The organism is Myroides sp. C4067 (assembly GCF_038039665.1).
Taxonomy (GTDB): Bacteria; Bacteroidota; Bacteroidia; order Flavobacteriales; family Flavobacteriaceae; genus Flavobacterium; species Flavobacterium odoratimimum.
This window is the reverse complement of sequence record NZ_JBBPHJ010000010.1, coordinates 46810-66185: the sequence shown is the minus strand read 5'-3', so window position 1 is coordinate 66185 and position 19376 is coordinate 46810. Positions and strand designations below refer to the sequence as shown.

The following is a 19376-nucleotide window of genomic DNA, read 5'->3' as shown; positions in this document are numbered from 1 at the left end:
ACGGACTCATAACGGACTCACTACGGACTTATCCTGTCTCGTCCTACTATGACTGTACAGTTTCTTTGATCTCCACTAACTGTATTGTATGTTTTTAAGAAGAAAGTACACTCTTCAGAAGTAGTTAGACTGGTGTGCTAGTGTGATAATACTTCTCTAAAATAGCTGTTTTCATTAAGGTGAAAGCAGATTTAAAAATGTATTTTCGTGTTTTATTTTAGAAAAAAGAAAGTCAATGGAAATCGTGTTATACCCTAAATTTGAAGAGGTCTTTATAGATGATACAGTAAGGGGAATCTTCTATCCACTGTGTACAGTAGAACTAGCTTCTGGTAAGAATGTACACTTTGTCTCTCATAATGGAATGTGGACAAATGATGAAAGTAATTCTGATCAGAACTCATTTGATCATTTTTGTTTCTCACTAAAGGAAGGTAAATATGTATTTAGTGGAGATATCACTCTATATAAAGGACATAAAGTGGCTCAGGCCGTATTTTCTGTATTAGAAGAAGAGTTCTGGACAAATGCAGACTATTATTTTAAAGCGAAGATGTCTCTAGAAGACTATACGGAGAGGGTAATACCTTTAGTGACTGACTTAGCTGATGATGAGCTAGATCTAGAGACCTATCTAGAGTTCTTCTATGCCTATTCTTTAAACAAACTAGTTTTTCAGAAAACAGGACAATTTGCTAAATATAGACAATTAATAGATGGCTTTGGCAAGGCAGATCCTAGCCCTTATGTGTATAAAGTGGGAGACGAGGATTTTGATACTACCTTGCGTTATAACGAACTAAGTGAGATAGCTCCAGCTTCTTTTATATCAGAAAATTATCCCCCTATAGGGATGACGATAGGGTGTGAGTTCTTTACAGATGGCAATGACTGCGTACTTTATTATAATGAGAAAGAGGACACCGTCATTTGCCTTAATACTTATTCTTAAGATTATGAAAACAATAGAACAACTAAAACAAGAGATAGGACGCACTATCACAGCCTTTGAAGTAGGAGGTTTTCGTCCGCTAAATACCATTGAAGAATCTTGGATTGCTCGTGTTACGGCATATAAAGAAGAAGAGGGAATACCGCTAGATGATCAAGGGAGAGAGATGATTCCTTTGTTACAATTGTATTTACCTAATCTGCCTTTTGTACCCAAGGCTTTAGAGGGGATAGTGTTACTGACGGTATTTATGTCTTATGATTACCCTGAACAATTAGAACCGATGGGAAATAAATGGGTGATTAGAACCTATGATTCCTTAGAAGGCGTTGTACAGAAGGAATTGACTAATAAGGATTCTATTCTACATCCATTTCCTTTAAAACCGCGATTAGAACAGGTAGATTATCCTATCTGGGACGGAGGAGGATTAACCATAGAACAGGAGGATCGAATCTGTGAGATGGAGGATGAGGGGGTGATGGAAAGCTACTACGATGTGTTTGATGCACATTGTTATGACACTAAGTTAGGAGGGTATCCTTCTTACTGTCAGCCAGGTATCGGAGTAGATGAAGAGTATGGAGAGGGATACGAATTTGTATTCCAAATCTCGACTAATGAAAAAGTGAATCTGAATGTAGTAGATAATGGAAGCTTTATGTTTGCTTATAATAAACAATCAAAGGGTTGGAGTATCTATTATGATTTCTATTAATGTATTGCGTATTGTGTAGTTGTGCTGTGAATTAATAAATATATTGATAGATTACTTGTGTAATGTGTAGAGAACGGATATAAACTGACTCTTTTAATCCATTTTTGTAACTTAGTGAGTATACTTAAAACCATAATTATGAAAATGAAAGCAGTACGTTTTTTAGGACTACACGATGTGAAAATCGTTGATGATATGCCTATTCCTGTACCTACAGGAGAGCAAGTATTAATTAAAGTAGCAGGTGCTGGAGTTTGTCATTCAGACTTGCATGTGATAGATGATGGTATTGTACCTGGGCCTTTTACCTTAGGTCATGAGAATGCTGGTTATGTAGAGGCAATGGGTGAAAGTGTAACAGGATTTAAAAAAGGAGATGCCGTAGTAGTATATGGTCCTTGGGGGTGTGGACATTGTAAGCCATGCAAACAATCTTCTGAGAACTACTGTGATAACCATGCGAGTCAGGCTGCAGGAGGAGGGTTAGGATTAGACGGAGGGATGGCAGAGTATATGCTAGTACCTTCTTCTCGTTTATTAGTGCCGATAGGAGACTTAGATCCTGCTATAGCAGCGCCTATTACAGATGCGGCTTTGACACCATATTCTGCGATTAAGAGATCGTTGCATAAACTGTCTCCTGACTCTTATGTAGTGGTTATCGGTATTGGAGGATTAGGGCATACTGCCTTACAGATATTAAAGGCCGTTAGTAGCGCTACTATTATTGCATGCGATATCACTCAAGACAAATTAGATTTCGCTAAGAAAATGGGAGCTACCTATACTGTTAATTCGACAGATAAGGATGCTGCAGAGCAAATCGTGAAGATAACAGGTGCGAAGAAAGCTATAGCTGTACTTGACTTTGTAGGAGCGACCTCTACTATCGAATTAGGAGCAAAAGTAGTGGGATTAAATGGAGACCTTACCATCATAGGACTGTCAGGAGGTAACTATCCTTTTGGCTTCGGAAAAGTCCCATTGGGAGTAAATGTATCTATACCGTATTGGGGGTCTGAGGTAGAACTAATGGAAGTTATAGAACTAGCTAGACAAGGGCATATCCATATCGAAGTAGAGAAGTTTCCTTTAGATCAGGCTCTAGAGGTATATGATAAAATGAGAAGAGGAGAACTGAAAGGTAGAGCCGTATTAATACCTTAAGATATAGTATATTAAACCCAGAATAAGCGTTAGCCAAATACTACAAAGCAATTCTACTTCATATCTCTTTCATTAGCTCTAAAACCATACTATAGTATGCTTGTATCACTAATTCAGAGCTATTTTGTATAATTACTTTTCGTTTATCTGTCTATCACTGATTCTGGGTTAAAAAGACAGCTCATAGGCTGTCTTTTTGTTTAATTATTGTTTTAGTAAGTAGTATCCCGCTTCTGAAGGGTGATCTTGTACCCATGTATCCTTATCTTCTTTATGGATGAGGTAAATAATCATAAAGTCTCCCATAGCTGATACAGTAAAAAATATGCCGAATAATAGCATTCCTAAGCTACCTGTCCATATAGCGAGTATAGAAGGGATAAAGCCAAGTATAATAGCTGGCATGATCGCGCCTATACTATAGGGTCTGACTTTAAGTGGCTCTTTACAATGACAGTAAGGAGTGAGATATTCTTTTAGAAAGCCAAGCTTTATAGACTTAAATCCTTTCTTTGCAAATATAGCCCATGTAGCTCCATGTATAAGCTCATGTACTACGATTCCGAGAGTCATAACGACTATGTATAAGAAGCAATAGCCCATGACTAGTAATGGATGTAGTCCTTTTAGATTAGAAATACTAATTATTTCTCCCCAAACGAGATAGTATCCAGCAAAATTAACTATCGCAATAGGGATTAAGCTCAGTAGTGCATACCCATTTGCTTTTCCTAGATCAATGGTCTTCTTCTCTATGGTATAGTCTTCGAATCCTTCAGGCTTAGGTAGCTGAATAGGAGTAGTGGTATTTTCTTCCAATGTCTGTTAGTTAGGTTATTAGGTATGTAAATTAAGAAAAAAAAACAATATAATGTGCTTTGTACTGTTTAACCTCCCATTCGTATATGACTTTCTGATAGAATGATATCTAATTTTGCTTTAGTCAAACGAATTAAAAAAAGAAGAAATGAAGTTAGCTGAGATTTTAAAAGAAACAGATAAACCAGTATTGTTACAGTTTTTTGCAGAATGGTGTGGACCCTGTAAGATGTTGACTAGGATAATAGATGAATCGGTAGGAGAGATTACAGAGCATGCCTATTTGCAACGTATAGATGTAGATCAGCATCAGGAGATATCTGCTCAGTTTCACATACGAGCGATTCCTACTATGGTACTTGTAAATCAAGCAGGAGAGGTACTGTGGAAGCACACTGGAGTGATGGAGGTAAGAGATATCGTAAAAGAGATAACGAAGTAATTGATTATAAAGAGTTAGCCTAGTGTATATACTTTGGTATATTAGAGTATATAAAGGTTATAATTGCATTTTATATTATATGAGCAAGTAGGCTGATGGTCTACTTGCTTTTTTGATGGTATAAATAAAGGAGCTCATGGAGCTCCTTTACTGTTTTTATTTGAACATAGATATTATTTCATTAATTCGCTAGTAAATAGAGAATTGTCTTTTAAGTGTATTGCCTCGTATTTAATAGGATATAAATAATCTTCTTTAGTAAGAGGACTTGTAATAAACTTGATATAAGCTAGTATTAATTCTTCATTTGTTAAATCAGATGTATCAATAGAGTTTTTACCAAAGAAAAGAACATGTACTGATGCATCGGCTAATATTTCCCTAGCTTCATTATATCGGTTTGTATCTTTATCTTTATATATATTAAATGCTGTTCTTATATTGTCACCTTGTTGAACTGACTCAATAAGTAAATCCGCTCTTCTTCCAAAATAAGTACTAGCAATTAAAATAGGAGATTGGTTTTTTATTTCATTATATTTTTCGTCGGTAATATAGGATCCTGGAATATCCATATCTAGAGAATAAGTTATTCTTTCTCCTATACTTCTATAAATTTTTTTAGAGCTTTTCTCTATACCATAATAATGCTTAGCAGCATCATAAGTATTGTAATATTTATCTAAACCTTTTAGATCAACTTCTGATGGAGTGTTAAAACTAAAAGAGACGTTTTGTTGTTGTTGTGCTATAATAGGATATAATTCTTCTAGTTTTTTTAGCCAACTTTCTTTTGAAGTATCTGTTATCTCAAAACTTTTGATAGCAACAGAAGGAACAATAACTAAAGCCTTATCAGTAATAGCTATTTTTTTTACTTCTGAACTTGTTAATGATTTTTCACTGAAGATGGCACCTTGATAGAATTCATCTGATTTTGTAACATAGTTGGACTGAGCGAAAGTTGCACTACTAAAAGCTAAGGCAACTAGAGTATAAAGTATTTTTTTCATGATGTCTTAGTTTTTTTGAGTGTATTTAAATTCAACTTTCAAGTATTTACCACTTGTGTTCTTTAAGTGATTATACTTATTAGCAAATGTAGTAAAGTCTACTTCTCCGTATTCTTGAAGAGAAGCTACGTTGTTTACATTTAATGTCTTATGTGCTCCCTTAATACGAAAGGACGAAGAGTATATCGAAAGACTCTTTTTGTCCTCTGATATTTTAGCGAAAGTATAAGATGGATAGTCTTTAGTCGCTTGGATTACGATATTGTTATTCTCTATCTTAACAGTATATTCTTTTATTTTACTTTTGTTATAAGTAACTACTAGCTTTTCTTTATCCAAGGTTAGTTGGACAGGTTTTAAGTAGGCTAGAGTAGGTTCCCATTCTTTAGAAACAGTGCTTCCTAAATCTGTAGTAGCATTGTCTTTAAAAGATAATTGCTTAACAACATTCTGAGCACTAAAATCAAAAGTAATTGCTTTGCTTGGTTCTGGTTTCTCAGGCTCAGGTTTTTCTGGATCAACAATAGGTGGCTTTACTGGGCTGTTGTCATCATTGCTACAAGCTGTAGTAGATATTCCTATTACTAGTGATAGAAATAGAAGTTTAATAGAGTTGCGTATCATAATATTCTTAGATTATGGTTGTAATTCGAATATATGATGTTTTGTTAATATTAACAAGCGCCTTGTTTGATTATGTAAGGATATTTTGATAAAATATTTGTTTTTTTGAATAAAAAATTGTGATATGTGTTTATTTGTTAGGGTGATATGGTTGATGCTGTCATTAAGTGTCTTTTGAAAAATAGTAAAAAAGCAATAATAAAGGAGCTCATGGAGCTCCTTTATGTGTTATTTTTAATAATAAGTATCTTGCATTATATCACTTTCGTAATTACCTCGATTGTTTAGGTGAATACCATTATATCTAATTGGGAAGTAATAATCTTCCTTAGTAGCAGGTTTAGTAATAAACTCAATATATTTTAAAATCATTTCTTGATTCGTTAAATCAGATACATCGATGCTGTTCTGTCCAAAAAAGATCATATGTATAGACGCATCATATAGGATTTGATTTGCTTCTTCATACTGTTGAGTCTCTTTATGACTATAAATATTAAAAGCTTTTGTTACATTTTCTCGTGATTGATTAGATTCAATTAAGATATCAGCTCTTTTTCCGAAACTTATGCTTGTTACTAAGATAGGATCTTGACTCTCGATGTTTTTTAATGCTTCCTTTGAAATATATCGACCTTCTTTATTGATTGGGTCAACAATATTTAAAGAGAAAAGAATCTGCTCACTTTTACCAAAGAATAAGTTCTTAGAAGTTATTTTTTCCACACCAAAGTAGTTTTTTAGCGCTTCATAAGTATTGTAAGCTTTATCTACATATTTTAAAGAGTTGACTTGAGAAGGACTTGAAAATGAAAAACCTTCATTATTATTACTTTCAGCTAGTTTAGTGTAATGTTTATCTATAATAGAATGCCAATGATCTTTAGAATAATCGCTAATTTCAAAAGCTAACTCTCCTAAAAAAGAAGGAAGAAGCACATGACTTGTTTCTGTTGCAGTAGCTAACCTTTTAGGTTCAGTACTTTTTAAAGATTTTTCGTTAAATATTGCACCTGGATAGAACTCTTCTGATTTCACTGCATTGCTACCAAATGTCTGAGCGAAAGTTGCACTACTAAAAGCTAAGGCAACTAGAGTATAAAGTATTTTTTTCATGATGGCTTAGTTTTTTTGAGTGTATTTAAATTCAACTTTCAAGTATTTACCACTTGTGTTCTTTAAGTGATTATACTTATTAGCAAATGTAGTAAAGTCTACTTCTCCGTATTCTTGAAGAGAAGCTACGTTGTTTACATTTAATGTCTTATGTGCTCCCTTAATACGGAAGAACGAAGAGTATATCGAAAGGCTCTTTTTGTCCTCTGATATTTTAGCGAAAGTATAAGACGGATAGTCTTTAGTCGCTTGGATTACGATATTGTTATTCTCTATCTTAACAGTATATTCTTTTATTTTACTTTTGTTATAAGTAACTACTAGCTTTTCTTTATCCAAGGTTAGTTGGACAGGTTTTAAGTAGGCTAGAGTAGGTTCCCATTCTTTAGAAACAGTGCTTCCTAAATCTGTAGTAGCATTGTCTTTAAAAGATAATTGCTTAACAACATTCTGAGCACTAAAATCAAAAGTAATTGCTGTGGCAGGCTCAGGTTTCTCTGGCTCAGGTTTTTCTGGATCAACAATAGGTGGCTTTACTGGGCTGTTGTCATCATTGCTACAAGCTGTAGTAGATATTCCTATTACTAGTGATAGAAATAGAAGTTTAATAGAGTTGCGTATCATAATATTCTTAGATTATGGTTGTAATTCGAATATATGATGTTTTGTTAAAATTAACAATTTTAATTATCCTTAATTGTGTAATTTATAATGTAAAACAGATTGTGTAGAAGGATGCATAATACTATTTAGTTGATGTTGATATAAGTACTGATGATGATGTCAAAACGTGTCTTTTGAAAAATAATGAAAAAGCAATAAAAAAGGAGCTCATGGAGCTCCTTGTACTATTTTATATTCAAGAGAAATGCGTAAATACTTTCCTTTAATATCTTTTAGATGATCGAATTGTTTGGTAAAGGACAATAGATCGATTGTTTGATAGTCGTGTATTTCTTCTTTTTGTGTCCTTAATGAGACCTTGTCTACCCCTTCTATTTGGTAGAAAGAAGAGTATAGTGTAATGCTTTTATTATCTTCAGCAAGTGTAGCAGCTGGTAGAAGAACGCCATCACCTCTGATAAAGTGAATAGTATGATCTATCAGTTTGATTACATAGTTTGTATCCTTACCGTTGCTTAGTATTACACGTAGACGCTCTCCATCTAATGTCATGGATACCGGTTGAATGGCTTCTATTTTCTTTTCCCAATCTTGGTCTAAGGTTGTTGTTCCTTGATTGGTCGTTGCTTTGTCTATGAAGGTACTCTGCTGTTCTATAAAGAGAGTCTTAAAACTATAGGTATGAGGCTCTGCTAAATCTATGACAACTTCTTCTACAGGTGGTGTGATTTTAATATCATCGTCACTGCTGCATCCTAATATTAATAGACTTAATAATAGAGATGTGATTCCTAATTTACTTATTCTAAGTATCATGTTTAGACTTCTTTTAGTAGGTTACTAGAAGACAAATATAAATCAAATTTTCTCTCTTTTCATTTCATTAATAGGTTGACCTTCATCATTAAAAAAGGATTTTCCACAGTTGTGACAGGTACCTTCAGTAGGAGGAGTATCATCTTGTCCGATTTCCCACACAAATGTAGCTCCACAAGAGCAGTTGATTACATAGAAAGGGTCTTTATCTGCTTCACTGGTGAACTTGTGAAAAATACCAAAATCTAGAGTTAATTTGCTAAGTTTTTTGAGTTCCTTTTTTTTGATTACCCCTATATAGTAGGCTTCATCACCTCTTTCTAGATTAAAGATAGTATAGCTTTTAGGAAGCTTTTTTCTAATTTGATTAATCATATAAGAAAGGGAGTCTTCTTGTTGTATTTTTCCCTTTTTAATAGCTTTAGAGACCTTTTTATCTAATTTCTTCTCGTTGACAATAAACTCTTCTCCTAATGTATTCATACGGTGGATAAGAAATGAGATTGCATCGCTGTCTAAGTTAGCTTGATTTACATCTACTTGGAGGATCACATTGTTTTTTAGAAGGAAGTTAAATATAGCATCTTCTTGTATTGTATCTTTTGTGTTTTCTAAGACACAGGCTAGCTCTTCGCTAGATAGCAATGCGTGTAATACTTGTTGATTAGCTTTTTTCATAATGGTTTTGTTTTTTATTATGCATTATCGTTAGCTGTAAGGGACAAGAAATCTTCTAACAAGATACAAATTTATTTAGGTTAGAAATGTTAATAATGCGATTTTTATTTTGGACTTATTGCATAATAAATATTTAAATGGACTTTGTAGAGATATTTTTTTAAAAAAAGGGTGGAATATGTAGAAGATAAATGTACATTTAGCCCTTGGTAGTATAAAGAATTACTATTCGATAATTAAATATAGATAATGGACAACCTTTTTTTATTATATATCCATGGATATGGATCAAACAGAGAATCACGTAAATTTTATAACATAAAAGAGTCTTTACCAGACTTTCCGGCTGCGGTCTTTGAATGGGATGAGAACACAGATTTTAAGTTGTTATTACAAACAGCTGTAAGACAGACAGCAGAGATTGAACAGATCATTTTAGTAGGAGACTCTACAGGAGCTAATTTAGCGTACCAAGTAAGAGAAGCTCGAAAAGCGCTAGGGTTAAAGACAATATTAGTACTAACTAGTCCATTGCTAGATTATGATAAACGCCTTAATGCGGATCTACAGTTTACAGAGAATCTTCAAGAGAGTTTAATAAAAATAAACAATGTAGAGGATGCTTTAGTGATTATGGCTAAAGAAGATGAGGTAATTGACTTTAGTAATTTTAATGTAAAGAATAATGCTTCTAATAGTACTGTGATTTATGTAGAGGATAATCACAGGTTAGAAGGATTTATCAATTATGTGGGGTATATAATAGGTTATATAGTCAATAAGAGTGTAAGACCAGAAGTAGAAGTAAACTAAAATAGCAAAGCAACCTGAGGGTTGCTTTTTTTAGATATTTTGCACGCTCGTTGGATGTAATTAAAAGGTTTGATTTTTAATAGTATTTATTGGACTATCAAAGATGAATTTATTTTAACCTTTAGAAGATTTAGATGTGTATGTAAGTTATGTGTATAGAAAAAGAATCAGAGGAATAAGTACTTGCTATATTAGGGTGCTATGGTTTAAGGTAATTACTTCAGAGCAAACTAATTAAATACAAATAATTAAAACCAAGCATTACAAAGAAGTCAGTGTTTATGTAAATTATAAGTTCACTTTAAATCATCGCAATTTTAAGGTTTTGGGAGGGTTTTAGGAAGAGAGTTTTAAGAGTGAAAGTAACTTTGGCTAGTATTCAGAATTTAATATTAGATGATCTGAACAGTATAGTATTGGGACTTGTAATATAGAAATGACAGGAAGTACTTATGACTGGGCATTAAGAGGGTGTTTTTAAGAGGATGAGGTATAAATAAAAAATCACCAAGAAATAGTCTTGGCGATTTTTGTTGTTGAAAGGATTTGATTAATCTAAATGAATTAGGTATTGATTTCTTTCATCTCTTTTATGAGCTAAATGAGCTGTTTTTGGGGAGATACCAAATAGAGGAGAGAAGGTCTTAACCTTAATAGTTCTATTGTCGTCATAGAATTCTAATATTCTTATAAAGCCGTCTCCTCCGTTACCTTGATGGCCGCCACCTTCTGATTGCATATCAAAGAGCATCTGGTGTACTTCTTGTCCAAAGTTGTTTTTATCTACTCTATATCCTTCTCCCGAAATATGTCCAGATAGGACTAATTGCATATTCTTTGTTTCTTTTACTATTTTATTCCAAATCTGTTCTCCATTATTAGATTCAGGGAGTAATATTCTGTCTGATTTTCTTTCTTTTTTATCCTTAAAGTAAGGTTCAAAGATTATCCATTTGTTATCTCCTTCTAATCTTGTATCATTGCGATTGAGATAGGCGTGTGTTAACAAGACGATTTGATGATTTTCATATTGTTTAAATTTTAGAATTTCATTTGCCCAGTTTAGGGTTGTGTTTCGTGGAGCGTATTCTAGGTTGACAATCAGGTAATCTTTATTGTTAATTCCTTTAAACTCATACATGGCATTCGTTAGCGTAGGTAAGTTATGCTCATTAAGTCCATGTTGTACAAGATGTTTTTGATTTAAGTAATTCTTAGTTATAGGGAAGTACTTGTCATATTGGGTAGTTCTCGTTCCTTTAGAGTCTATGGTGTAATCGTGATTTCCTGTTGCTAGAATATAAGGAATCTTATGATCTAAGATAGTAAAGGATTTATCTATAAACTCCCATTGTTGCTTAGAAGAGAGATTTCCATTTAATCCAGGAAGGATTACATCATCTTGTTCTACTAAGTCACCAGTGCACAGTACCATTTTAATATTTAGTTGATCTATATTAGCCTCTATCCATCTATTAATAAGGTCTAGTATAGGTTGATTTTGGCTATATTTAGAATAGTTTTGAATATCAGGAATTAAAATCATAGACCAAGAGTTTGGCTGGTCTAATTCTACTTTTGTCGCATATTGTTGAGCAAAAGAAATAGGGGATGCTAATAAAAAAAGCACCCCTATTTGGAAATATAAACTATACAAACACTTCATTTTAATAACCAGGGTTTTGGGTAAGGTTAGAATTGATAATAATTTCTTTTGACGGAATAGGCCATAAGTATTGCTTATTCTTATCAAAAGCCCTGGTGGCTAATACTTTTATTTTTCCTTTACTAAGTAATCCGTCAAATACAGGTAATCCATTTTCATCTATGGTTGGTGTTTCTGACCAGAACCACAGTCCTTTATCAACTACTTCTTTTTTTAGTTTGTCAGGGTCTAACATACCATAATTTGGTCTAGTTAGGGCGATTTCGGCATGTTTCCAACGCATAATATCTTCAATTCTTCTATTTTCCCAAGCAAATTCTACTCTTCTTTCTATTCTAAGGTATTTTCTCATTTCAGTTTGTGATGAGATAGTAAGTAATGGAGCAGTAATACCAGAGTCATTATAAGCGCGTGCTCTTACTTGGTTAAACGCTTTAAGCATTTCGCTATCTAATTGGTTTAGTTCTATTTTTGCCTCTGCATACATTAGTAGTACATCAGCATATCTCATAATAACAATGTCAGCATCAGAATAAGAATCATCAGACCAGTCTGTATCAACTCCTTTTTTTAGTGTTAATCCATTATAAGAAGCATAGGTATCTACAGATCTTGTGTCTTTATTTTTTACTTGCTTACCTGTTGTAGTGTTAAGGACATTAGTAGAGTAAGGGTTAGGATCATAAATATATCCAAGGTGATCAGTACCAAATTCTACTATAGTTTCTTTTAATCTCGGATCTCTGTTTTTAAAAGGGTTTTGAGGATCAAAAAGAGGAGATTGATCTATTGTTTTCCCATCCGTGCATAGATAAGTAGCAAATAATTCCCAAGAAGGTTGTGCTACAGAGCTTCCACCAGCATTTCTAGTATAGAAATTCTTAACTGAGAATATAGAATTATGTTGAGCAGAACGTGGAATAGCAAACACAGTTTCAGAAGAATTCTTAGTTTTAGAAAGGAAATATTCTCCATAATTACTGTGTAGCTTATAATTATTTAGTTTTATACACTCTTCAGCAGCCTTACGTGCTATTTCATAATCGTGAAGATTTAATGCTGTTTTTGCCTTAAACGCTAATGCTGCACCTTTTGTCAATCTTGAATTCTGTGTTCCATTGTACTTAATAGGTAGGTTATTGATTGCAAAGTTAAAATCATTGTACACTTCTTGTAAAATAATTTTTTTATCAGTTCTTCCCATTTTGAAAGCCTCCTCTATCGTAAGCGTTTGAGTATAAAAAGGAACATCGCCAAAGAAAAACAGTAATCTACCGTAGAATATAGCTCTAAAGGCACGTGCTTCAGCTTCAAACTGTTTTCTATCTACTTCTGATAGATTACCTCTGTTTTGCGTTAAGTTTTCTAATATAGTATTTGCTCTAGCAATTCCTTTATAAGTATTCTTCCACAATGCAGCACTTGTACCCCATTCACTATTAATGGTACCAGCAGCATATTCATTCATTACTTGTCTTTGAGACCAGTTATCTGTTAATCGTTCACCAGCCCAGCCTGTTTCAAGATTCCAAAGGTATTCTCTGTAAAAATCATTAATAGAAAGTTCGTATTCATTTTTATCAGAATACCAATTTTCTGAAGAAGCACTAGAAGGAGGGTTTAAATCTAAATCAGCACAACTGCATGTAAAGATAAGTAAGCTAAGTATATAAAGTATTTTTTTCATTTTAGATAATATTAGAAGTTAACAGATACCCCGAAGTTGAATGATTTAGCGATGTATGCATTATATGCTGATTCTGGATCATATCCCTTTGGAAAATTACTGAATGTAAAATAGTCGTTTAGAGAAATAAATACTTTAAGCTTGTCTAAATGCACTGAGTTTACTAAATCTTTAGGGAAATTATAAGCTAAAGTGATATTCTTAATACGGAAATAAGCTCCATTAATTAACCAGAAATCAGACATTTTATAATTGTTGTTTTCTGCGCTTATATGCGATAATCTAGGGTATTTAGCATTTAGATTTTGTTCCACAGTATTGTATGGGCTCCAGTATTGACCATCTATCTCTTGCATTGGACTTGTCCATGAAGATTGGAAAGGTCTGATTTGGTTTTCTGTCAATAGACTTTTTTGTTTTCCAACTCCTTGGAAAGCTATTCCTAATTCCACTCCTTTGTAATCAAGGTTAATATGTCCACCAAATATGTAACGAGGTAGTGAAGAACCTAAAGGCACACGATCATAATCTGGTGATATGATTCCATCAGGAACACCATCAGGTCCACTTATATCTAGATATTTAATATCTCCTGGTTTTACAGCATTAGATAGTTTAGGGCTATTATCTATTTGTTCTTTATTTTGAAATAGACCATCAGAAATATATCCGTACCATTCGTTAAATGAAGTTCCTTGTCTTATGATTTTTCCATTAGACATAACGATACGTCCTCCCAAATCCCCCATAGTGGTTCTAGAGTCTGATAGATTAGCTCCTATAGAGTATTTTAGGTCACCAATCTGATCTCGCCAATTAATATCTAAGTCCCAACCTTCAGTGTGCATATTACCAGCGTTCTGTTGAGGGTTTTCAAATCCCATAAAAGCAGGAATCTCTAACTCTAATAGCATATCTCGTGTCTTCTTTTTATAATAATCAGCTGTGATACTAAGGCGATTTCTTAAGAAATTAATATCCAAACCAAAATCAATTGATTCTGTTGTTTCCCAAGTGATGTTCTGGATAGCATATTGCGTTTGAGCAGCAGTTAGAGCAGAGATAATCTGGTTGTCTTTATAGAATAAGGTATTAGAAAAATTGATTGAAGATTGATATGGATAGTTTCCGATTCGTTCATTTCCTAGAGTACCCCAAGAACCTCTAAGTTTTAAGTAGCTTATTACATTTTGGTTTTTCATGAAGTTTTCTTCTGATACTGTCCATCCTGCAGAAAAAGAAGGGAATATCCCCCATCTGTGATCTTTGTGAAAGCGTGAAGAACCATCTCTACGAATATTAGCTTGCAAATGATATTTGTTGTCAAATGAATAGATTAATCTAGAGAAAAGAGATTGATAAGCTGTCTCTGTTTTATCACCAGAGTTAGTCATAAATTCTACAGGAGCAAGGTCTAAATATGGAAAATTAGGCAATTCCATATTCATTGCTTTAGCGCCTAAATTATCTATAGAAGAATAATTATCTTCATACCCTAATAATAGATTAATACTATGTTTTTTTAGATCTTTAGTGTAAGTAGCAAGCACTTGTTTTGTCAGTATTTTGCTTTCGTTTCTATTCTCAATTAAAGTATTGTTTGTATGACCATTTATATAGCCTGAGAAGCGCTCAGGGTTCTCAGCATCATAATATTCTATTTTTTTTGTAAAGTTCTTTCTTCTATCAAAAGCTAGTTGTGGGGCTAAAACTAATGAAACTTTTAAATCTTGAATTGGCGTAAAGTTCAAGGCTACTCTTCCGTATATTTTATCAGAGTGATGTCTTTTAGTTCCTCCATGATACAAACTAGCATAGGCATTAGAACCTGATTTTCCTTCAGCTATTCTTCCATCTTGCCAAGTAGCAGCATATACAGGAGCATAACGCATAGCTTCCCATACAGGGTCATTAACAGGGGAAGTTTGTTGGGTTGTATTATATGATAAATCAATATCTCCAGAGATAAAATCATTAACCTTGATGTTGTTATTTACACGAGTCATAATTCTTTTGTAATTCTCAATATCATAAATTGCTTTGATATTCTCATAATCTACACTTGCACGCGTCTTAATTCGCTCACCACCACCAGAAAGAGAGAAGGAGTGTCTTTCTTTTGCAGCAGAATCTTTTAGCAATAGATCTTGCCAGTCTGTAATAGGGTATTTATTAGGGTTCTCTAAGCTCTTCTGATACCAATTGTCTATGTCTTGTTTGCTATAGATACCATATTCTCCTCCAGGAGCTGTACCTGCATCATTCCAAGACATTTCATTGATCATCTCCATGTAGCGTTTATAACCAACAGACTTAGGCATCATCGTAGGTTTTTCAAAGGCGTAATCAGATTTATAAGAGAAGTGAAATTCGTTATCTTTAGCGCGTTTAGTTGTAATTAAAATAACTCCTGCTGCTGCTCTAGCTCCATAAATAGAAGCTGCTGCTGCATCTTTTAAGACAGATATTTCTTCGATATCATTAGTGTTTACTTGATCCATATCATCTTGTGCCACTCCATCTACAACAATTAATGGATCTGTATTACCTATAGTAGTCACACCACGAACTTTGATATTAGCTTTAGCACCAGTTTTACTTGAGTTACGCGTTACCATTACTCCTGATAGTTGTCCTTGAAGAGCCTGCGAAAGCTGTGTTGTATTTCGCTGTTCTATTGCATCTCCACTAACTTGTCCTACTGAACCTGTAATATCTTTCTTCTTAGCTGTCCCATAACCAATTACTACAATCTCATCTAGATTAGACGCTTCTTCTCTCATTTTGATATTCATCATAGAAGAAGCCTTTACCATTTGATCTTGAAAACCAATAAAAGAGACTTTTATTAAGTCATTTGGATTTGCTTTGATATCAAAGTTTCCATCTAAGTCAGTAATGGTAGACTGTATATTACTTAAGTTTTCTATGGTTGCTCCAGGTAATGTAAATCCATTGTTGTCCAATACTCTTCCTTTAAGCATACTTAAAGCGATAGAAGAGTTTCCTTTTTTGATAGAAAGTAGATTGTCCTCTAATTTATAAGATAGATTAACTTTGGCTTGTAATGAACTTAATATTTGTTGAAGAGTAAGTGTTTTACTACTAAAGTTTACCTTAGTACTCTGAGGTAATTCATCAGTATAGTAAATCTTAATAGAAGTTTGTTTCTCTATTGTTTTTATTAATTCATTGATTGTTAATTCACTTTTAGGTAGTGCTAAATTAATTTGAGAAGATGATTGTCCTAGAGTAATATTTGACCACATCAGACAAGCTAGCGCTATTACAGGAAACTTAATTTTTTTGTAGTTGTTTTTCATGGTTTAAGTGCATAATAGGTTTTTAAATGTTTAGTTATTTTTTAAAAATTGAGATCTCTTTATTTTGTTTTTTATAGGTAAGGTCTTCTAAGAAGCAGATACTTCTCAGAATAGCATACAACTCATGTTTTGGATATCGTCCATGTAAGATGGCTTGGGTGTTAACACGATGATCAATGTGGATAGGGATACGGTAGTATTTTTCCAACTGATTGATTGCTTTATCTAAAGGGATATTATTAAAGTCAAAGTATGAAGTGTGAGCGAGTAAAGTATTATGAGCGAGTCTATCATTATGCCATACCAAACTATCATTAGCGTGTAATATTCTTAACGAAGAATCTTTAGGGTTTTCTACTGATACTATTCCTTCTATTACGTGAACTTTATGGTTATTAGAAGTCTTATCACTCACTGTAAATGTTGTTCCTAGAACTGTAGTGTTAAGGTGATCAGACTTGACTAGGAAAGGAAGATCTCTGTTTTTGGCTACTTTAAATAAGGCAGTACCTTTTAGTTTTACTGAACGATTAGAGGTATTGTATTCATCGTTAATTTCTAATGTAGTACCAGGTTCTAGTATAATAATAGTGTTGTCATCTAAAGTAATACTCGTGGTCTTTTCTGCATAATATAGATTAGTAGAAGAACTATATTGATTCCATAAAAAGACACCACTTAATAAAGGTATTGTAAGACAAGCAGCCCAGGTAGCAGTGCGTCTAAAGCGCATGCGTCGAGTATGTGCTTTCTGACTAGCTACTATTTTATTGCGTAATCTGTTTTCAACAGTTTCTTTGTCTGCGATGGTAGAAGTACCTGTTTGTTGTAATCTTTCTAACCAAGAAGTTAAAAATTGATTTTCTTGATCAGATGAGTTTTTCTTTAAATATTGATCTATAATATTTCTAATCTTGTTTTCCATGAATAGTGCTTATATCTATAAAGTGTGCTATTCTATAAATGGTACTATGCGAAAAACTTGATTTAATGATTACTTAATATAGGTAACAATTACTTAACAAATAAAAGAAAGAAGAAAAAGGCTTCTACAGAATAAGAAAGATTAGCTCTTAATAAGGATAATGCTTTGTTTAATTGGTTTTTAACTGTGTTTTCTGACAAGTTTAGGAGTTGAGCAATTTCAGAATAAGACTTCAGACTGTAATATCTCAACTGAAAAATTTCTAAACATTTTTCTGGTAATATTTCTGCAGCTTTTAATTTGACTTGTTCTAGTAGGTAAAGTTTAAATTGTTCTTGTTCCTCTACAGTAAGTAATTCAAATTCTGATAATGCCTCATAAGCAGTCTCTAGTTCTACAGAAGTAAATTTTCTATTGCGCAAATATTCTAGACATTTATATTTAACAGCTGTATAAAGATAGGCTTTAAAATTCTCAATATGTAAGGTATCAAATCTCTTCCAAAGATCAATAAATACTTCTTGAATGATATCTTCTGTCTGTGCAGTATTTTGAGTTAGGTTATTAGCATAGATATACAGAGACTCCCAATAAGACGTATACAAGTTGTTTACGAATCTATCTTTATTAGTCATTATTATATTATTTTGAGACCAAAATTATCTTATAATAAGAGTAATGTTCTTTCTCTAACTTTACTAAAGCATTAAGCTTTTTTATGTAATAAGGACATTATTTCTAAAAAGTAGTGTTTTTGTAAGGATATATTGTGTGTGTTTTACAAGGTATAGTATTGATATACTGATAAAAGAGAGAGAGTTTAAGTGAGAATATAAGTTAGTGTATGGTTAAGGAAGTGTAAAGAAATAACTATAAGATAGGAGTTGTTACGTTTTATGCGACGTCTTCTTATAGAGATTATTATATGTTGGTCTACTAGGAGATTGCTTGCTGTATTCTTGCACATTTCCTCCTGAAATGGGCATTTTGGGCAATAAAAGTGCTAGAATTCCTTTGAAAGAACGAATTATTGGTTATATAGCCTTCGTTCTTTATTCAATAGGTTCGACACAATACTTTCTAGTTGGATGGCGTGGAACTTCATTGCTTTAGGACTGAAAAAGTTTTATAAAACTAAAAAGTCAAGATGACTTCATTTCAAGAAAGTAAGAGTCTGGATAAATAATTAAAAATATTAATAAGTAAATGTGATAATTATGTTATAATAATAAGAAATAGGAATTGTTTGTTAATTAAACTTAGCGAGTAAAAATGAAATAAATAGTAGGTGGTAATCTTAACGATTTAATAAAATTGAAGACAGGCTATAATATTACATTTGATCCTACACGAAAACCTACTAAAAGTAACAACATATAATGATAAGTAAAGAGAAAATGTTTGATGCTTTATATGAAAAGCATTGGTCTGAGTTATATGCTTTTGCTCTTAACGTAACAAGGGATAAAGTTATAGCAGAAGATATTGTACAAGAGGTTTTTATTGATTATTGGAGCCGCATGAATACCATTAATGTAGAACTACCAAGGGCTTATTTTTTTCAAGCTGTTCGAAATCAGTGTGCAAAAGCATTGAGTAATAGAAACTTCAATCAAGTACAAATAGAGAATATAGCTTCTTTAGTTCCAGATCTTGACGAGATACAGTTTGAAGAAGTAAAACAACAATTATTGAACGAAATTAATCAAACTGCAATCTCACTTCTACCAGATAAATGCTTAACTATTTTTAAAATGCGTTTTTATGAGCAATTGTCTTATAAAGAGATTGCCTCTCGTCTAAATATCTCTGAAAGTACAGTAGAGAATCAAGTGAACAAGGCTTTAAAACTGTTGCGAGGAAATACAAGATATATTACAGATATGCATTTTTCTGTATTGTTAAGTATTATGTGTTAAGTAAAGTTTAGCTGTATTATCTAATCGTTAAGTATGGTTTGATACATAGGTGTTTTTTAAAATAGAAGAACATC

The 19376-nt window shown here is 32.9% G+C and carries 18 protein-coding genes; 6 read left to right on the top strand and 12 right to left on the bottom strand.

Annotated features, from left to right (window positions below; all coding sequences use genetic code 11):
• Nucleotides 1–235 precede the first annotated feature (235 nt).
• From AABL87_RS09180 to AABL87_RS09170, 3 genes are all read left to right on the top strand, one after another.
• The gene (locus tag AABL87_RS09180; RefSeq protein WP_341277227.1) at nucleotides 236–952 is read left to right on the top strand and encodes a hypothetical protein; all 717 of its coding nucleotides are present in this window, start codon (nucleotides 236–238) and stop codon (nucleotides 950–952) included.
• A gap of 4 nt (nucleotides 953–956) precedes the next feature.
• On the top strand, nucleotides 957–1670 hold the full coding sequence (locus AABL87_RS09175; protein WP_016649148.1) for a DUF1963 domain-containing protein: 714 nt from the start codon (nucleotides 957–959) through the stop codon (nucleotides 1668–1670).
• Nucleotides 1671–1808: 138 nt separating this feature from the next.
• The gene (locus AABL87_RS09170; protein WP_006258202.1) at nucleotides 1809–2837 is read left to right on the top strand and encodes an NAD(P)-dependent alcohol dehydrogenase; all 1029 of its coding nucleotides are present in this window, start codon (nucleotides 1809–1811) and stop codon (nucleotides 2835–2837) included.
• A 204-nt stretch (nucleotides 2838–3041) separates the two neighbouring features.
• On the opposite strand, the gene AABL87_RS09165 is transcribed toward AABL87_RS09170, so the two are convergent.
• Nucleotides 3042–3656 (bottom strand): DUF3267 domain-containing protein, encoded by a 615-nt coding sequence (locus tag AABL87_RS09165; protein ID WP_006258201.1) that lies wholly within the window; start codon nucleotides 3654–3656, stop codon nucleotides 3042–3044.
• A 148-nt stretch (nucleotides 3657–3804) separates the two neighbouring features.
• On the opposite strand from AABL87_RS09165, the gene AABL87_RS09160 reads away from it, so the two are divergent.
• A complete protein-coding gene (locus AABL87_RS09160) occupies nucleotides 3805–4098 on the top strand; it encodes a thioredoxin family protein (RefSeq protein WP_006258200.1) in 294 nt (97 codons plus the stop codon).
• A 173-nt stretch (nucleotides 4099–4271) separates the two neighbouring features.
• On the opposite strand, the gene AABL87_RS09155 is transcribed toward AABL87_RS09160, so the two are convergent.
• From AABL87_RS09155 to AABL87_RS09130, 6 genes are all read right to left on the bottom strand, one after another.
• Nucleotides 4272–5111 carry a hypothetical protein gene (locus AABL87_RS09155; protein ID WP_341277226.1) on the bottom strand — a complete coding sequence of 280 codons (840 nt, stop codon included), beginning with the start codon at nucleotides 5109–5111 and terminating at the stop codon, nucleotides 4272–4274.
• 6 nt (nucleotides 5112–5117) lie between these two features.
• Entirely contained in the window at nucleotides 5118–5735 is a 618-nt protein-coding gene (locus AABL87_RS09150) for a hypothetical protein (RefSeq protein WP_341277225.1), read from the bottom strand.
• 234 nt (nucleotides 5736–5969) lie between these two features.
• Complete coding sequence (locus AABL87_RS09145; protein WP_006261495.1) at nucleotides 5970–6851, bottom strand: hypothetical protein; 882 nt, start codon at nucleotides 6849–6851, stop codon at nucleotides 5970–5972.
• Between the two features lie 6 nt (nucleotides 6852–6857).
• Complete coding sequence (locus tag AABL87_RS09140) at nucleotides 6858–7475, bottom strand: hypothetical protein (RefSeq protein ID WP_006264002.1); 618 nt, start codon at nucleotides 7473–7475, stop codon at nucleotides 6858–6860.
• Between the two features lie 207 nt (nucleotides 7476–7682).
• A complete protein-coding gene (locus AABL87_RS09135; protein WP_006264001.1) occupies nucleotides 7683–8291 on the bottom strand; it encodes a hypothetical protein in 609 nt (202 codons plus the stop codon).
• Nucleotides 8292–8333: 42 nt separating this feature from the next.
• Nucleotides 8334–8969, bottom strand: coding sequence for a hypothetical protein (locus AABL87_RS09130; RefSeq protein WP_006264000.1), 636 nt, complete (start codon nucleotides 8967–8969; stop codon nucleotides 8334–8336).
• A gap of 249 nt (nucleotides 8970–9218) precedes the next feature.
• Between AABL87_RS09130 and AABL87_RS09125 the strand changes: the two genes are divergently transcribed.
• Entirely contained in the window at nucleotides 9219–9782 is a 564-nt protein-coding gene (locus tag AABL87_RS09125) for a YqiA/YcfP family alpha/beta fold hydrolase (RefSeq protein WP_006263999.1), read from the top strand.
• A gap of 550 nt (nucleotides 9783–10332) precedes the next feature.
• On the opposite strand, the gene AABL87_RS09120 is transcribed toward AABL87_RS09125, so the two are convergent.
• From AABL87_RS09120 to AABL87_RS09100, 5 genes are all read right to left on the bottom strand, one after another.
• Complete coding sequence (locus AABL87_RS09120) at nucleotides 10333–11448, bottom strand: metallophosphoesterase (RefSeq protein WP_006258196.1); 1116 nt, start codon at nucleotides 11446–11448, stop codon at nucleotides 10333–10335.
• Nucleotide 11449: 1 nt separating this feature from the next.
• The gene (locus AABL87_RS09115) at nucleotides 11450–13135 is read right to left on the bottom strand and encodes a RagB/SusD family nutrient uptake outer membrane protein (RefSeq protein ID WP_006258195.1); all 1686 of its coding nucleotides are present in this window, start codon (nucleotides 13133–13135) and stop codon (nucleotides 11450–11452) included.
• 11 nt (nucleotides 13136–13146) lie between these two features.
• Nucleotides 13147–16458 carry a SusC/RagA family TonB-linked outer membrane protein gene (locus tag AABL87_RS09110; protein ID WP_341277224.1) on the bottom strand — a complete coding sequence of 1104 codons (3312 nt, stop codon included), beginning with the start codon at nucleotides 16456–16458 and terminating at the stop codon, nucleotides 13147–13149.
• 34 nt (nucleotides 16459–16492) lie between these two features.
• Nucleotides 16493–17383 carry a FecR family protein gene (locus AABL87_RS09105; protein ID WP_341277223.1) on the bottom strand — a complete coding sequence of 297 codons (891 nt, stop codon included), beginning with the start codon at nucleotides 17381–17383 and terminating at the stop codon, nucleotides 16493–16495.
• Between the two features lie 89 nt (nucleotides 17384–17472).
• A complete protein-coding gene (locus AABL87_RS09100) occupies nucleotides 17473–18018 on the bottom strand; it encodes a sigma-70 family RNA polymerase sigma factor (protein ID WP_006258192.1) in 546 nt (181 codons plus the stop codon).
• Between the two features lie 744 nt (nucleotides 18019–18762).
• Here AABL87_RS09100 and AABL87_RS09095 point away from each other — a divergent pair.
• Nucleotides 18763–19302 carry an RNA polymerase sigma factor gene (locus tag AABL87_RS09095; protein ID WP_006258191.1) on the top strand — a complete coding sequence of 180 codons (540 nt, stop codon included), beginning with the start codon at nucleotides 18763–18765 and terminating at the stop codon, nucleotides 19300–19302.
• The last annotated feature ends 74 nt before the right edge of the window (nucleotides 19303–19376 follow it).

Excerpts from the sequence above, each read along its gene's own strand:
- AABL87_RS09170 (WP_006258202.1), top strand. The coding sequence starts at position 1,809 with ATGAAAATGAAAGCAGTACGTTTTTTAGGACTACACGATGTGAAAATC.
- AABL87_RS09100 (WP_006258192.1), bottom strand. The coding sequence starts at position 18,018 with ATGACTAATAAAGATAGATTCGTAAACAACTTGTATACGTCTTATTGG.
- AABL87_RS09180 (WP_341277227.1), top strand. The coding sequence starts at position 236 with ATGGAAATCGTGTTATACCCTAAATTTGAAGAGGTCTTTATAGATGAT.
- AABL87_RS09125 (WP_006263999.1), top strand. The coding sequence starts at position 9,219 with ATGGACAACCTTTTTTTATTATATATCCATGGATATGGATCAAACAGA.
- AABL87_RS09160 (WP_006258200.1), top strand. The coding sequence starts at position 3,805 with ATGAAGTTAGCTGAGATTTTAAAAGAAACAGATAAACCAGTATTGTTA.
- AABL87_RS09130 (WP_006264000.1), bottom strand. The coding sequence starts at position 8,969 with ATGAAAAAAGCTAATCAACAAGTATTACACGCATTGCTATCTAGCGAA.
- AABL87_RS09105 (WP_341277223.1), bottom strand. The coding sequence starts at position 17,383 with ATGGAAAACAAGATTAGAAATATTATAGATCAATATTTAAAGAAAAAC.
- AABL87_RS09120 (WP_006258196.1), bottom strand. The coding sequence starts at position 11,448 with ATGAAGTGTTTGTATAGTTTATATTTCCAAATAGGGGTGCTTTTTTTA.
- AABL87_RS09135 (WP_006264001.1), bottom strand. The coding sequence starts at position 8,291 with ATGATACTTAGAATAAGTAAATTAGGAATCACATCTCTATTATTAAGT.
- AABL87_RS09140 (WP_006264002.1), bottom strand. The coding sequence starts at position 7,475 with ATGATACGCAACTCTATTAAACTTCTATTTCTATCACTAGTAATAGGA.
- AABL87_RS09095 (WP_006258191.1), top strand. The coding sequence starts at position 18,763 with ATGATAAGTAAAGAGAAAATGTTTGATGCTTTATATGAAAAGCATTGG.
- AABL87_RS09150 (WP_341277225.1), bottom strand. The coding sequence starts at position 5,735 with ATGATACGCAACTCTATTAAACTTCTATTTCTATCACTAGTAATAGGA.
- AABL87_RS09110 (WP_341277224.1), bottom strand. The coding sequence starts at position 16,458 with ATGAAAAACAACTACAAAAAAATTAAGTTTCCTGTAATAGCGCTAGCT.
- AABL87_RS09175 (WP_016649148.1), top strand. The coding sequence starts at position 957 with ATGAAAACAATAGAACAACTAAAACAAGAGATAGGACGCACTATCACA.
- AABL87_RS09145 (WP_006261495.1), bottom strand. The coding sequence starts at position 6,851 with ATGAAAAAAATACTTTATACTCTAGTTGCCTTAGCTTTTAGTAGTGCA.
- AABL87_RS09155 (WP_341277226.1), bottom strand. The coding sequence starts at position 5,111 with ATGAAAAAAATACTTTATACTCTAGTTGCCTTAGCTTTTAGTAGTGCA.
- AABL87_RS09115 (WP_006258195.1), bottom strand. The coding sequence starts at position 13,135 with ATGAAAAAAATACTTTATATACTTAGCTTACTTATCTTTACATGCAGT.